Source organism: Kitasatospora sp. NPDC057015 (assembly GCF_042673745.1).
Lineage (GTDB): Bacteria > Actinomycetota > Actinomycetes > Streptomycetales > Streptomycetaceae > Kitasatospora.
On the sequence record NZ_JBHUSG010000008.1, the window covers coordinates 243,858 to 258,145 of the forward strand.

Here is a 14,288-nt window from a genome sequence, read left to right on the forward strand (position 1 = left end):
GCCGGATACCCGGTGCGGCGCCGCTCCCGGGCCCGAAGGCCGTCCGGACCAGCCTAGCGGCCGTCCGCCGCGGCCCCGGACAGCCAGTCAGGGCCGCCCCGGCCGGAGGACGCCCGGGCCGCACCGGGTGACGGCGGACGGTGACCGGCGCAGCGGCGGCGGGTGACGGCGCGCCGAGAACGCCCCGGCGCGCCGGGTGCAGCCCGGCCGCGACCTGGGCATACCGGCTATGACGGACGACACATCCGGAATTCACGTCAGGTCCGTTACACAGGAGTGGTGGCGCCGCGCGAACACGTAAGGCGACACTGGGGGAGATCACGCACCCGCTGCGTGGTCGAACCGCTCGTCCCGGCGCGAGCCACGCGCCGCAGGCGTCCAAGGAGGCATCCGTGCCGCATGTCCTGGTCCTCAACGCGTCCTACGAGCCACTCGGCGTCGTATCGATGCGCCGCGCACTCATCCTGGTCCTCAACCACAAGGCGGTCAGCCTGGAGGACACGGGAGTCACTCTGCACAGCGCCACCAGCGCCCTTCCGGCGCCGTCCGTCGTCCGGCTGACCCGCTTCGTCCGGGTCCCCTTCTGCGGGCCCGTCCCGCTCACCCGCCGCGCTCTGTTCGCCCGTGACCACGGGCGCTGCGTCTACTGCGGGGCCGCCGCTACCAGCGTCGACCACGTCATCCCGCGCAGCCGGGGCGGCCAGCACCGGTGGGACAACGTCGTGGCGGCCTGCCGCCGCTGCAACCACACCAAGGCCGACCGGCACCTCACCGAACTCGGCTGGCGGATGAAGCGCCAGCCCGCCCCGCCCAGCGGCCTGGCCTGGCGCATCATCGGCACCGGGATCAAGGACCCGCGCTGGCGGCCCTACCTGGAGCCGTACGGGGCGAACGACCAGTTCCGGGAGTACGAGCACCACGACCATACCGAGTTCGCCGGGGCCCACCCGGTACCGCTCGGCCGGGCGCACGCCGCCCATTCCCTCCCGGGGCACGGCGCGCCCGCGCGCCCCGCCCCGAACCGCCGCGGCGAGCAGCCCGAACCGCTCTCCGCCTGACCCCGTTCCACAAGGGCCTGCCCTCAGATCCCGGTACGCCTCATGGGCCGCCGACGCACCCCGCAGCGGGAGCGCCGGCGGCCCGCCGTCCGTCCGGGCCGCAGCACCGCTACGGCTGGGCCGGCGGAGTGACGGGGGGCGTGGCCGGAGCAGCCGGCTGCGCCGGCGCGAGGGGCGGGGCACTCGGGGTGACCGCGTACGCCTCGATCCCCCAGAGGGAGTAGCCGTACTTGGTCGCCCGGGACACGCCCTGCACCCGCAGGTACGCCGCGCCCGGCGCGTCGAAGCGCACCGTCTCGGTACCGCCCTTGCCGTCGTCCACCGTCGCCACCGTCGTCCAGGTCACCCCGTCGGCCGAGGTCTGCACCTTGTACGAGGCGGCGTACGCGGCCTGCCAGTGCAGCACCACGGCGCCCAGGTGGACCGCCTGCGGAAGCCTGAGCTGCACCCAGGCGCCGTCCGAGGCGGGGGAGGACCACCGGCTCTTCGGGTCGCCGTCGGCCACCGCCGAGGCGGGGAAGGCCGGGGTCTCGTCGCCGGAGGAGCTCGCGGTCGCGGTCGGCGCCAGGTCCGCGCCGCCGGTCGGCGGCACCACGTGCACCTGGAGCACCTGCCGCACGCTGCTGGCGCCGGCCGTGAAGGTCACCGGCACCTGGTACGTCCCGGAGGGCGTCTCCGCCGTGGCGGTGATCAGCAGCGGCGTGCCGATCCGGCCGCCGCGCGGCACCGAAACCCCGGCCACCGGAGCGACCGTCAGCCCCTTCGCGATCGCCGGCACCTCCGTGCGCAGCTCCCCGCTCACGCCCTCGGGCCGTCCGGCCTCGACGAACGCCCGGGCCTGCGCCGGCGCCGACGAGCCGGTCACCACGTCCACCGCCGGGTCCGACAGGCTCAGCCGGGCGACCGGCGTGTCGGCGTACCAGGGGATCACCTGGTTCACCACCGGCGGCTCCCCGCCGGGCTGCCAGATCAGCCGGACGGCGCCGGCGGGCAGGCCGCCGGCCGGCAGCTCGTTGTAGCCGGGCCGCACGGTGCCGATCTCCGCCCAGCTGCCGTCCGCCCGGCGCACCTGCGCGGTCGCGCTGGCCCGCACGTTCGGGTCGGTCAGCACGGTCAGCCGGTCCAGCGGACGGTCGGCGCCGAGCTCCACGGTCAGCGGCTCGTCCGTCGCGGTCGGCGCGGTCGCCGCCCGGTAGGCGGTGTCGGGGTTGTTGTCCAGCACGGCGGCGGCCGAGAACCCGGGCGACGCGGCCGGGCCGCCGGACACGCTCGTCGGGGCCTCGCCCGGCGCCGTCACGCTGAACTCGCGGATCGCGACGGCGGTCTTCTGGGCCGCGGTGGCGCGCAGCCGCACCGCCCGCACCACCTCGCCGGCGGGCACCGCCGCCGTCACGCTCTTCTGCCGGCTGACCTGGGCCAACGGCTTCCAGCCGCCCTCGCCGGCGGAGTACTCCAGCACGCCGTCGCGGATGTAGTCGTCGACCGCGGTGGCCGCGTCCGGTCCGTTGCCCCAGGAGCCCATCAGCACCGTCACACTGCCCACCGGGCGGCCGTCGCCCAGCGAGATCCCGACCGAGTCGCCGGGCTGCGGCGGCGCCGAGCTCCAGTAGAAGGTGTCGGCGGAGTCGTCGGTCATCAGCGCCGGCTGGTGCTCGCCCGCGGCGCCGAGCGTGCTGGTCGGCGTCACACTGCCGCCCGCCACGCCCGCCCAGGTGTCGGCGGCGCGCACCGCCCGCTCCAGGAACGGCCCGAGCACCCCCGCGCCGACCGTCGCCGGGCTCTGCCCCGCCTGGTCGCGCAGCCGGCCGAGCTCCACCCGGGCCTTCCAGGCCGCGGTGCCGTCGCCGCCGCGCTGCGCCAGCAGCATGTCGATCGCGGCCTGCCCGGCCAGCCCGTACGCGCGCAGCGGGGCCAGCCAGGGGCCGGCCTCCGCGGCCAGCGCCGCCGTCGCCCGGTCGGCCGCCAGCGTCTGCGGGGCGCCCGCCATCGCCGTGAAGGCCTCGCGCAGCGGGGTCGCCGCCTCCAGCAGCCTGGCCTGGTCGGGGGCGTTCCCCGAGGAGGGCTCCACCGCCGCCCAGAACCGCTCCAGCAGCGGCGCCAGGTAGCCGGACTCCTGCTTGGCCAGCGGGGAGGAGGAGCTGTTGCCGGCGAGCGCCGTGACGGCGCCCAGCACGGACGCGGGCCCGGCGGCCGGGCCCGCGGCGGGGCCCGCCAGCGAGCGCACCGCGGCCTGCCAGGACTCCTCCGGCTGGTAGCCGGCCGGGTTCCAGGCGAAGTCCCCGGCGGTGGCGAGGGCGATCCGGGACGCCACCGGCTGCTGCATCGCGCCGGTCAGCAGCGCGGCGGAGCGGGCCGCGACCTCCGGATCGCGGCCGGTGTACGGGCCGAGGTAGAGGCGGTCCGGGCTGGAGTCGTTGACCGGGTAGTTGTCCAGGGTGACCAGCGGGTGCCCGTACAGCGTCCCGGTGTCGGCGGTCTGAGCGCCGGTGATCTTCTCGGGGATCACGCCGATCCCGCTCCAGGCGATCTGCACGCCCTCGGGCAGGGCGGCGGCCAGGGCCTTGCGGTACGGCGTGGCGCCCGTCTGGTGGTACTCGGTCGGCACCACGGACAGCGGAGCCAGTCCGGGGTGCTTCGCTATCAGCCGCTGCTGCACCTTGCCGACCAGCTCGGCCTGCGCCTTGGCCGCGGCGGCCGGGCCCGAGCCGTACTCCCGCTTGTCCCCGCCGCAGTGCCACTCGTCGTAGCTGACGTCCAGGAACTGCAGCTGGAACGAGCCGAAGCCGATCCGGCGCAGCCCGTCCAGCTTGGCGACCAGCGCGTCGACGTCCTTGCCGGAGGTGTAGCAGAACGACTGGCCGGGGTCGATCGCGTAGCCCAGCGTGATGTGGTTGCGGCGGGCCTCGGAGGCCAGCGCCGCGAGCTCCCCGGCCTGCGCGGCGGGGTAGGCGTCGCGCCAGCGGGCGAGCCGGTACGGGTCGTCGCCCGGGGCGTACAGGTAGAAGTTCTGCTTCGAGCGGCCCAGGAAGTCCAGCTGGTCCAGACGCTGCTGCTGGGTCCACGGCCGGCCGTAGAAGGCCTCGGCGGTGCCGCGCACCGGCGCGCCGGCCGGCCAGTCGCGCAGCGAGATGCCGGGCAGGCCCAGCGAGCCGGCGTTCTGCGGGGCGGGCACCGCGGCCGGGCCCGCCGCCGCGGCCTGGCCCTGGCCCGCCGGGACGGCCGCCAGCAGCTGCCGCAGGCTCTGCGCCGCGTAGTACGTCCCGGTCGCGTCCACGCCCGCGAGCACCACCGCGCCGTACGTCCCGCCGCCCTGCGCGGGCAGCTGACCCGCCGACAGCACGTAGCCGCCGGCCGGCAGGCCGGCGGGGGACGGCGCCGCGCTGCCGCCCGCGCCGGCGGCGACGGCCAGCTCGTGCAGCACCCGGTCCACCTCGGCGTCGGAGCCCTCGGCCGGCCCACCCACGTAGACCACCAGCGAACCGGCGGCCGGCGCCGGCGAATCCGGCTGCGGGGTCAGCGTGTTCGCGCCCGCGATGCCCAGCACCTCGCGCACCGCGTCCACCGCGCCGTCGTCCGCCTTCGGCGCCAGCACCAGCGTGACCTCGGCCGGCACCGTCACCGGGTGCCCCGCCACGGTCTGCTGCTGCGGCCGCGGGAAGACCTGCGGATTGGCCAGGCTGCCCAGCGGCGTCAGCGGTGACGCGTCCGCCGTGTCGGCCGCCGACGCGTACGCCGTCGGCGCCGCGTACGAGGACGGGGCGCTCACCAGCAGGCCGCCCACCACCGCGGCGGCCGAGAGGGTCGCCGCGACCTGCAGCGCCGCCCGCCGCGGCGAGGGGATCCGCACCGCGGAGCCGGCCGCGGCCCGCTCGGCCCGAACCGAGGCCAGCAGCGGCTCGGTGCCCTTGATGTCGGCGATCAGCCGGTCCGCGGCCCGGGGCGCCAACTGCCTCGCCGTGCGGGCGGTCGCCCGCCGGGCGGCGAGCGCCGCCGGATGCTGCAGGACGTCCCGCAGGGCGGCACTGTGCTCCAACTGCTGCCTCAGCCTGCGGCCGGCGACTACGGACACACGGGACTGCACAGGGGGCCTCCTCGCAGTGAGTGCCCAGGTCAACGGGCCGGACGCACGGAGTGGTCATCGATCGGCGACCGACCCGGGCGCCGCGCTCCGCCACCCGCGATCCCCGGTCGCGGCCAAAGCCCACCAGTTGGGACAGGCGGTGTCAACGTCGGCGGCGTGTATATCCGATATGTACCGATTGATGACCGGTCAGGCGCATTGCCGCCGGCCCCTCGCACGCCTTGGCGCTGCTGGCCGACGGCAGCGTGATGTCCGGGGGCCTCGACGACAGGGGCCGGCTCGGCGACAACCGTACGATCAGCCGCCGCACCCCGGTCGACACCCGGGGCATCCGGCTCGGCGGGGTCTCGCAGATCGCGGCGGGCTGCAACCACGGCCCGGCCGTCATCGACGGCGACAACCGGCTCAAGGCCGGGGCCCGCAGACCTCCGGGGCCGGCCCGTGGGGCCCGGCGCACGCCCGGCCCGGCGAGCGCCGCCGGGCGCTCCCGGCGCTCGGGGCGGCGAAGGTTCACCCGTACCGGCCAGTGCGCCGCCGTGTCGTGCCGGGTCGCCCGACCCCCGCGCGGGTAGGACTGTGCTGTCCCGTACGGGAGTCGCCGAGACCCGCAGGAGCCGCGAGTGGCCGCATACCTCGACCGTGACGAAACAGGCAGCCGGCAGGTGCCGGCGCAGGACGCCCCGCCGCCTCCGCCGGAGCTGGTGGCGCTGGCGCACGCGCACGGCGTGGACAGTACGTACGACCCGGGCAGCGGGCCGGTGCCGGTGGGGGCGCGGACGCTGGTGGCGGTGCTCGCCGCGCTGGGCGTGGAGGCGGGGACGCCGGAGGCCGTGCGCGAGTCGATGGAGCGTCACCTGGCGGCGGTCAGGGCCAGGTTGCTGCCGCCGGCGGTGGTGGTGCGGGCCGGGCGGCGGACGGCGCTCGACGTGCCCGCCGACGCGCGGGTGCGGATCGAGCTGGAGGACGGCGGCGTGTGGACGCTGCCGGCGGCCCGCTCGCACTGGCTGCCCGCCGACCTGCCGCTCGGCCGCCACCGCCTGCGGGTCGCGGTCGGCGAGCGGACGGGCGAGGCCGCGCTGATCGTGGCCCCCGAGCGACTGACCGGCCTTCGGGGCCGCGGCTGGGGCTTCCTCGCGCAGCTGTACTCCGTGCTGTCGGAGCGGTCCTGGGGCATGGGCGACCTCGCCGACCTCGCCGAACTCGCCCAGTGGGCGGGCGCCGAGCTGGGCGCGGCCTTCGTGCAGATCAACCCGCTGCACGCGGCGCTGCCGGGCGTGCCGTCCGACCCGTCGCCCTACCGCCCGTCCTCGCGCCGGTTCGCCGATCCGGTGCACCTGCGGGTGGAGGCCGTCCCCGAGTACGCGTACCTGCCCGCCGCGGAGCGCGAGCGGGTGGAGGAGCTGGCGCTGCGGGCCTCCCGGCTGCGGGCGGAGGTGCTGGAGCACGACGGGCTGATCGACCGGGACGGCGTGTGGACGCTCAAGCGGGAGGCGCTGGAGCTGCTGCACCGGGCCCCGCGCGGAGTGGGGCGCGAGGCCGCGTACCAGGCGTACGTCCGGCGGGAGGGCGCGTGGCTGGAGAAGTACGCCCTCTGGTCGGCGCTCGCCGAGGCGCACGGCAGTGACTGGCACGCCTGGCCGAAGGGCCTGCGCCGTCCCGACAGCCCGCACGTCACCCTCGCGAGCACCGAACTGGCCGACCGGATCGAACTCCACCGCTGGCTCGCCTGGCAGGTGGACGAGCAGCTCGGGCAGGCGCAGCAGGCCGCCGAGCGGGCCGGGATGACGGTCGGCCTGATCCACGACCTCGCCGTCGGCGTGCACCCGAACGGCGCCGACGCCTGGGCCCTGCAGGACGTCCTCGCCACCGGCATCTCCACCGGCGCCCCACCGGACGCCTTCAACGCCCACGGGCAGGACTGGGGCCTGCCGCCCTGGCGCCCCGACGCGCTGGCCGCCGCCGGCTACGCCCCGTACGCCGAGCTGCTGCGCTCGGCCGCCCGGCACGCCGGCGCGCTGCGGATCGACCACGTGATGGGGCTGTTCCGGCTCTGGTGGGTGCCCGAGGGACACCGGCCGACCGAGGGCGCGTACGTGCGCTACGACGCGGAGGCGATGCTCGGCGTGCTCGCGCTGGAGGCGCACCGGGCCGGTACGGCGGTGATCGGGGAGGACCTCGGGACGGTCGAGCCCGGCGTGCGGGAGGAGTTGGCGGCGCGCGGGATCCTCGGCACCTCCGTCCTGTGGTTCGAGCGCGACTGGCAGGCGAAGGGCGAGATCCTGCCGCCCGCGCGCTGGCGGGCCGGGTGCCTGGCCACCCTCACCACGCACGACCTGCCGAGCACCGCCGCCCGGCTCTCCGGCGAGCACGTCGAACTGCGGCACCGCCTGGGGCTGCTGGCCCGCGCACTGGGCGAGGAGCAGGCCGAGGCGGTGGCCGAGCTGGCCGACTGGCGGGCGGAGCTGACCCGGCTCGGCCTGCTGGCGGAGGGCGAGCCGCTCGACCCGCAGGTGTTGCACCGGTTCCTGCTGGCGACGCCGGCCGAGCTGGTGGGCGTCTGGCTGCCGGACACCGTCGGCGACCCGCGCCCGCAGAACCTGCCCGGCACCTGGGACCAGTACCCCAACTGGCGGCTCCCGGTGGCCGACGCGGCCGGGCGGCCGCTCACCCTCGACCGGCTCGCCGCGGCCCCCGGCACCGCCGCCCTCGCCGCGGTGCTCGCCGAGCTGAACCGTGACGACGAGGCGAAGCGGGCCGACGGCGCCGACGACGCGCCGGGCCCGAAGGCCGCGCGGGGCACCGGACCGGCCCCGGCGTCGGGCCCGGAAGGCTGACCCCGGCGCGCGGGCCCGGGTAAGGGGCCGGTACGGTGGAAACGTGGACAAGAGGAACGCTTTGCGCGCTGGTGCGGTTTCCGCAGCGGCCACGCTGATGATGCTGATGTCGTCGCCCGCCATGGCCCTGACCCGGGATGACGGCGACGACCCGGGCGCCGGTCTGAGCGTCGCCCAGACCCTCGGCCTGTACGTGGCACTCCCGATCGTGCTGTTCCTGGTGATCGCCGGTCTCGTCATGCTGCCGTCGGTCGTCGGCAAGGACAAGAAGAAGTAGCGCCTCCCACCCGTCACGCCGAACGACCGCCCCGCCCGCCCACCGTGGCCGGCGGGGCGGTCGCGTGTCGGGGCGCGGCGGCGGGACGGCGGCAGAGGGAGCGCGGCGGGATGGCGATCGGGCCGGCTGCCGACGGCCGGGCCCGGAGCCGGGTCAGTCGCGTCCGGACCGCCCGAGCGGGACGCCCGGCGCGACCAGGGCGGGGAAGCCGCTGGTCCAGCGCCTGCGGCCGTCCGGCAGCACGGCCAGCGCCTCGACCCCGGCCCGGGCCTCGACCCAGGCCGGTCCGCGGTCGGGGCCCATCGCGAACGCCGCCGTGGCCCAGGCGTCGGTCCGGGCCAGGCGCCGGCCGACCAGGGTGAGCGAGAGCAGGCCGGTGGCCGGGCGGCCGGTGTGCGGGTCGAGGATGTGCGGGCCGCGCTCGGCGGTGCCCGAGGTGGCCACCGCCAGGTCGTGGCCGGCCACCACCGCGACCAGCGCGCCCGGCCTGGCCGGGTGGGCGACGCCGACCCGCCACGGCCCGCCGACGCACTGCACGTCCCCGCCGCCGCCGACGCTGAAGTCCGCCGCGCCGGCCTCGCGCAGGATCCGGACGGCCTCCTCCACGGCCCAGCCCTTCACCCAGCCGCTCGGGTCGAGCCGGCCGCCGGGGTACGCCGTGAACCAGCCGTCCGTCTCGCGGGCGACCTCCCGGCAGCGCTCCAGCACCTCGGCGAGTTCGGGATCGCAGTCAGCGAGGGTGCTCTCGGCCCGGGCCAGCCGGCTGACCTGGCTGTCCCGCCAGTACGGGGAGAAGACCCGGTCGATGCCGTGCAGCCGGGCCACCGCCCGCCGCAGCGCCGCCTCGACGCCGACCCGCCGGGCACCCAGCCCGGCGTCGCGGACCGTGAACGAGAAGACCGTCCCCATCACGTGTTCGGCGTGCCGCAGCGGCGCGGCGCGCAGGGCCCGCGGCAGGGCGCCCGGCGAGGTGGCGGCGGCCGTCATCGGCCGGCCGCCTGGTCGAGCGCGCTCTGCAGCGAGGTGGCGTAGCCCTGGCTGGTGAAGGTCGCGCCGGAGACCACGTCGATGTCGGCGCTCTGCGCGTCGATCGCCTCCTGGTTGAGCAGGGGCACCGCGTAGCCGTTGATCTCCTGGTCGCGCCGGTCGTGGGTGGGGTACTCGACCGCCTCCACCTTGGTGATCCTCGTTCCGTCCAGGGTGACCCTGACCTGGACCGGACCGAACCGGGTGTCGGCGGCGTTGCCGGTGACCGTCCGGACGGTGCCGGTGGCGGCGCCGCCCGTTCCGGTGGACGGGCTCGCGGCAGCGGCGTCGGTACCCGAGCCCGTACTCGTACCCGAGCCCGGGCCCGGGCCGCCGCCGAGGGCGGCCGGGGTGGTGGCCGCCTCGTGCGGCTTGAGCGAGAGCAGCAGGACTATGCCGGCCACGGTGGCGCTGCTGGCGACGACGGCTCTGCGCACGGTGACTCCCCAATGGGTCTGGTGACGGTGGTTCTGATGACGGCCGGTCCGGTCCCCGGCCGGGCCGGTCACAGGCTGAACGACTCGTGGTGGATGCGTCCGCGCGGCACCCCGGCCGCCCGCAGCGCCCGGACGGCGGCCTCGGCCAGCGCGTCCGGCCCGCAGAGGAAGACCTCATGCCGGGCCAGCCCGGGGACCAGCCGGGTGAGCGCGGCGCCGGTGTCCCCGACCTCCGCGCGCGGGCCGAGCAGGTAGTGCACCCGGGCGCCGCGCGCGGCCGCGACCGTCGCCAGCTCCTGCCGGAACACCACGTCCGCGGCACTGCTCGCCCGGTAGACGAGCGTCAGCCCGCCGCGCGGCGCCGGCAGGGTCTCGAACAGTGCGCGCAGGGGAGTGATCCCCACGCCCGCCGCCAGCAGCAGGACGGGCCGGCCCCGGTCGCGCACCCGGCGCGCGGTGAGGGCGCCGTACGGGCCCTCGGCGCGGACGGCGGTGCCGGGGCGCAGCGCGGCCACGGCGGCGCTGTGGCGGCCGAGGTCCTTCACGGTGAAGCGCAGGAAGTCCGGGTGCGGCGGCGCGGAGAGCGAGTACGGGTTGGCCGTCCAGCGCAGGCCCGGCGCCTGGAACTGCAGCCGGAAGAACTGGCCCGCCTCGGCCCGCAGCTCCGGCAGCCGCCGGCCGGTGACGAAGACCGAGACGACGCCCGGCGCCTCGGGGCGGACCTCGGCGACCCGCAGCCGGTGCCGGCGGTCCCGCAGGGCGGGGACGGTCAGCCGGTACCAGCCGAGCGCGGCGGCGGTGCCCAGGTACAGCGCGTACCAGCAGACCCGGGCCGGGCCGGGGCCCAGGTCGGCGCCGTTGGTGAGCTGGTGGCCGAAGCCGAGGGCGACCGCCAGGTAGGTCGCCAGGTGCAGGTGGTACCAGAGGTCGTAGCTCATCCGGCGGCGGGCTGCCCGGGCCGAGACGGCGCCGACGCCGAACATCAGCAGGGTGGCGAAGGTCGCCTTGAGCATGTCCGGGTAGTGCAGCACGATGTCGACGGCCTCGCCGGCCACGTTCCGGTGCACGGTGAGCGCGTAGCCCCAGACGACGGTGAGCACGTGGACGGTCAGCAGGCCGACCAGGTAGCGCCCGCCGGCGGCGTGCCAGCGGGCCAGCCGGTCGGCGCCGAGGCCGCGCTCCAGCGGCGGGATCCGGGCCATCAGCAGGATCAGCACGGGCGCGGTGTAGCCGGCCAGCAGGCCGGTGATCCGCCCTGCGCCGGTCAGCCACTGGTCGGTGCCGCTGATCGACCGGGTGTCCTGCCACCAGAGCAGCAGGACGGCGGCCTCGCCGGCCGCGACGAGCGCGAGGACGGCGGCGGCGAGGGTGTCGGCGGGCAGCCGGGCCCCCCGCGGGGTGCGCCGCGTGGTGCGGGCAGGGGGTCGGGCTGGTCCGGCGGCGGAAGTGGTCATGGGCTGGCCTCCTTGGCGAGCCAGCGTGCCACCGGAAGATGGGCGTTTCCTTTGAAAATCCCTACGGGAACGACAGAGCGGGGCGGGGGGGGGGGGGCCGGCCCCCCCCCCCCGCCCCCCCCGGCCGCGCCCCCCCCCCCCCCCCCCCCACCCCCCCCGGGGGGTGTTTTCATTATAAAATACCTCCGCCACCCCCCGCGGCGGGGGGGGGCGGGCCCCCGCCCCCCCGCCCCGGGCCCGCCCGTGAAGCGCCCGAGCACCCGAGCACCTCAGCGCCTCGGCACGGCCTCAGTGTCTCGGCACGGCCTCAGCGCCTCGGTGCGGCGTCAGTGCCCCAGCTCGCGGGCGGCGGCCGCCCGGTCGGCGACCTGGGCCCGCAGGGCGCGCTGCACGCCGTCGCGGGCCTCCACGACCTGCCGGCGCAGGGCCGGGACGGGCTCCGCCGAGGCCAGCCAGGCGTCGGTGGCGTCCAGGGTGGCCTGCTCGACCTGCACCGACGGGTACAGCCCGACCACGATCTGCTGCGCGATCTCGTGGCTGCGGGTCTCCCAGACCTCCTTGACCGTCGCGAAGTACTTGGCGGTGTAGGGCGCCAGCAGCTCGCGCTGGTCCGAGTCGACGAAGCCGGCGATGACCGCGTCCTGCATGTAGTTGGTCAGCTTGTCCGACTCCACCACCGAGGCCCAGGCCTCGGCCTTGGCGGCGGCGGTCGGGCGGGCGGCGCGGCAGGTCGCGGCGTGCTCCTCGCCGGCGGCCGTGCGGTCCCGGGCGAGCTCGGCCTCGATGGCCTCGTCGTCGGCGCGGCCGGTGGCGGCCAGTCGGCCGAGCAGCGTCCAGCGCAGCTCGGTGTCGACGGCGAGGCCCTTCAGCTCGACCGAGCCGTCCAGCAGGCCGGCGAGCAGCGCGAGCTGCCCGTCGGTGCGGGCGACGGCGGCCAGCGCCCGGGTCCAGGCCAGCTGGTGGTCGCTGCCGGGCTCGGCGGCGCGCAGCTGCTCCTCGGCGGCGGCGGCCCAGCGGCCGATGCCCTCCTCGCGCCAGGTCGGGTCGGTGTACACGTCGAGCGCGGCGCGGACCTGGCGGTGCACCGACTGGACGACGCCGATGTCGGACTCCCGGGGCAGGCCGGAGAGGGCCAGCTTCAGGTAGTCGCGGGCGGCGAGCTCGCCGTCGCGGGTCATGTCCCAGGCGGAGGCCCAGCACAGGGCGCGCGGCAGCGAGTCGGCGAAGGCGCCGAGGTGCTCGGTGACGAAGGCCAGCGAGCCCTCGTCGAGGCGCACCTTGGCGTAGCTGAGGTCGTCGTCGTTGAGCAGCAGGACGGCGGGCTTGCGGCGGCCGGTCAGCTGCGGCACGGGGGTGCGCGCGCCGTCGACGTCCAGCTCGATCCGGTCGGTGCGCACGAGCCTGCCGTCCTGCAGCTCGTAGGCGCCGATGGCGATCCGGTGCGGGCGCAGCACGGCCTCGCCCTTGGCCCCGGCGGGCAGCGCGGGGGCCTCCTGCAGGACGACGAGCGACTCGATGCTGCCGTCGGCGGCGAGCTTCAGCTCGGGGCGCAGGATGTTGATGCCGGCGGTCTCCAGCCAGGCCTTGGACCAGGCGCCGAGGTCGCGGCCGCTGGTCTCCTCCAGGGCGCCGAGCAGGTCGCTGAGGCGGGTGTTGCCCCAGGCGTGGCGCTTGAAGTAGGCCTGGACGCCCTTGAAGAAGGCGTCCTGCCCGACGTACGCCACCAGCTGCTTGAGCACCGAGGCGCCCTTGGCGTAGGTGATGCCGTCGAAGTTGACCATGACGTCTTCGAGGTCGTTGATCTCGGCCATGATCGGGTGGGTGGAGGGGAGCTGGTCCTGGCGGTAGGCCCAGGTCTTCATCTGGTTGGCGAAGGTGGTCCAGGAGTGCGGCCACTTGGAGCCGGGGGCCTCGGCCTGGCAGACGGCCTCGGCGAAGGTGGCGAACGACTCGTTCAGCCAGAGGTCGTTCCACCACTCCATGGTGACGAGGTCGCCGAACCACATGTGGGCCAGCTCGTGCAGGATGGTCGCCGCCCGGGACTCGTACGCGGCGTCGGTGACCTTGGACCGGAACACGTACTGGTCACGCAGCGTGACGGCGCCCGCGTTCTCCATCGCGCCGGCGTTGAACTCCGGGACGAAGAGCTGGTCGTACTTGGCGAACGGGTAGGGGAAGTCGAACTTCTCCTGGAAGTAGTCGAACCCCTGCTTGGTGACGGCGAAGACGGCGTCGGCGTCGAGGAACTCACGCAGCGACGGGCGGCAGTAGACGCCGAGCGGCACCTTCTGCGCGCCGTTCTCGTACGTGTCGAAGACGCCGACGTACGGGCCCGCGACGAGTGCGGTGATGTACGAGGAGATCCGCCCGGTGGGCTCGAACTCCCACACCTGGGTGGCGCCCTCGCCGACCGGCGTCGGGGTGGGGGAGTTGGAGACCACGACCCACCCGGTGGGGGCGGTCACGGTGAACCTGAACGCGGCCTTGAGGTCCGGCTGTTCGAAGGAGGCGAAGACGCGGCGGGCGTCCGGCACCTCGAACTGGGTGTACAGGTAGGTCTCGCCGTCGACCGGGTCGACGAAGCGGTGCAGGCCCTCGCCGGTGTTGGTGTAGGCGCAGTCGGCGACGACGCGCAGCTCGTTCTCGGCCCGCAGGCCGGGCAGGGCGATCCGGCTGTCGGCGAAGGCGTCGATCGGCAGGCTCTCGCCGTTGAGCACGATCTCGCTGACGCTCGGCGCGACCAGGTCGATGAAGCTGGACGCGCCGGGGGTGTTGGCACTGAACCGGACCACGGTGGTGGACCGGAAGGTGCCTCCCTCCTCGCCCGTCTCCGGCGAGGAGGGGCCGAGGCGGGCCGAGCTCAGGTCGAGCTCGATGTCGTACGCGTCCACGTGGAGGAGCTGGGCCCGGGTGCGGGCCTCCTCACGGGTCAGGTTTGTGCCAGGCACTCGCAGGACTCCTTCGTCAGGCAGGGATGCTTCGCATCCTCCCATGGCCGGAGGGCCGCAGCGGCGGAATAGTCAGGGGAACGACGGGCCCCGCGCGGGTGCGGGCGGGCCGGACCGCACGATGGTGTCGACGCCGGCCCCGCCCAGCACCAGCACGTCGATGGCGCGCCCGG

8 protein-coding genes and 1 pseudogene are annotated in these 14,288 nt (G+C 76.1%); 4 read left to right on the forward strand and 5 right to left on the reverse strand.

The window, feature by feature from the left end:
- Positions 1-392: 392 nt before the first annotated feature.
- Positions 393-896 (forward strand): annotated as a pseudogene (locus tag ACFTWP_RS11225) (HNH endonuclease); the annotation flags it as partial.
- A gap of 271 nt (positions 897-1,167) precedes the next feature.
- Here the strand turns inward: ACFTWP_RS11225 and ACFTWP_RS11230 are convergent.
- Positions 1,168-5,139, reverse strand: coding sequence for a beta-N-acetylglucosaminidase domain-containing protein (locus tag ACFTWP_RS11230; protein WP_380264201.1), 3,972 nt, complete (start codon positions 5,137-5,139; stop codon positions 1,168-1,170).
- Positions 5,140-5,360: 221 nt separating this feature from the next.
- Between ACFTWP_RS11230 and ACFTWP_RS11235 the strand changes: the two genes are divergently transcribed.
- The 3 genes from ACFTWP_RS11235 to ACFTWP_RS11245 all read left to right on the forward strand — a co-directional run bounded on the left by ACFTWP_RS11235 (position 5,361) and on the right by ACFTWP_RS11245 (position 8,250).
- Positions 5,361-5,711: a hypothetical protein gene (locus ACFTWP_RS11235; protein ID WP_380264202.1), complete on the forward strand. Its 351-nt coding sequence runs from the start codon at positions 5,361-5,363 to the stop codon at positions 5,709-5,711.
- 90 nt (positions 5,712-5,801) lie between these two features.
- Positions 5,802-7,973 (forward strand): 4-alpha-glucanotransferase, encoded by a 2,172-nt coding sequence (gene malQ / locus ACFTWP_RS11240; protein WP_380264216.1) that lies wholly within the window; start codon positions 5,802-5,804, stop codon positions 7,971-7,973.
- Positions 7,974-8,016: 43 nt separating this feature from the next.
- Positions 8,017-8,250 carry a hypothetical protein gene (locus ACFTWP_RS11245; RefSeq protein WP_266320523.1) on the forward strand — a complete coding sequence of 78 codons (234 nt, stop codon included), beginning with the start codon at positions 8,017-8,019 and terminating at the stop codon, positions 8,248-8,250.
- A 153-nt stretch (positions 8,251-8,403) separates the two neighbouring features.
- On the opposite strand, the gene ACFTWP_RS11250 is transcribed toward ACFTWP_RS11245, so the two are convergent.
- From ACFTWP_RS11250 to pepN, 4 genes are all read right to left on the reverse strand, one after another.
- Entirely contained in the window at positions 8,404-9,237 is an 834-nt protein-coding gene (locus ACFTWP_RS11250) for an FAD:protein FMN transferase (protein ID WP_380264203.1), read from the reverse strand.
- Positions 9,234-9,713 (reverse strand): FMN-binding protein, encoded by a 480-nt coding sequence (locus ACFTWP_RS11255; RefSeq protein ID WP_380264204.1) that lies wholly within the window; start codon positions 9,711-9,713, stop codon positions 9,234-9,236. Before ACFTWP_RS11255 ends, ACFTWP_RS11250 begins: the two co-directional genes overlap by 4 nt.
- Positions 9,714-9,781: 68 nt before the next feature.
- On the reverse strand, positions 9,782-11,167 hold the full coding sequence (locus ACFTWP_RS11260) for a ferric reductase-like transmembrane domain-containing protein (RefSeq protein WP_380264205.1): 1,386 nt from the start codon (positions 11,165-11,167) through the stop codon (positions 9,782-9,784).
- Between the two features lie 326 nt (positions 11,168-11,493).
- The gene (gene pepN / locus ACFTWP_RS11265) at positions 11,494-14,115 is read right to left on the reverse strand and encodes an aminopeptidase N (protein ID WP_380264206.1); all 2,622 of its coding nucleotides are present in this window, start codon (positions 14,113-14,115) and stop codon (positions 11,494-11,496) included.
- Positions 14,116-14,288 lie beyond the last annotated feature (173 nt).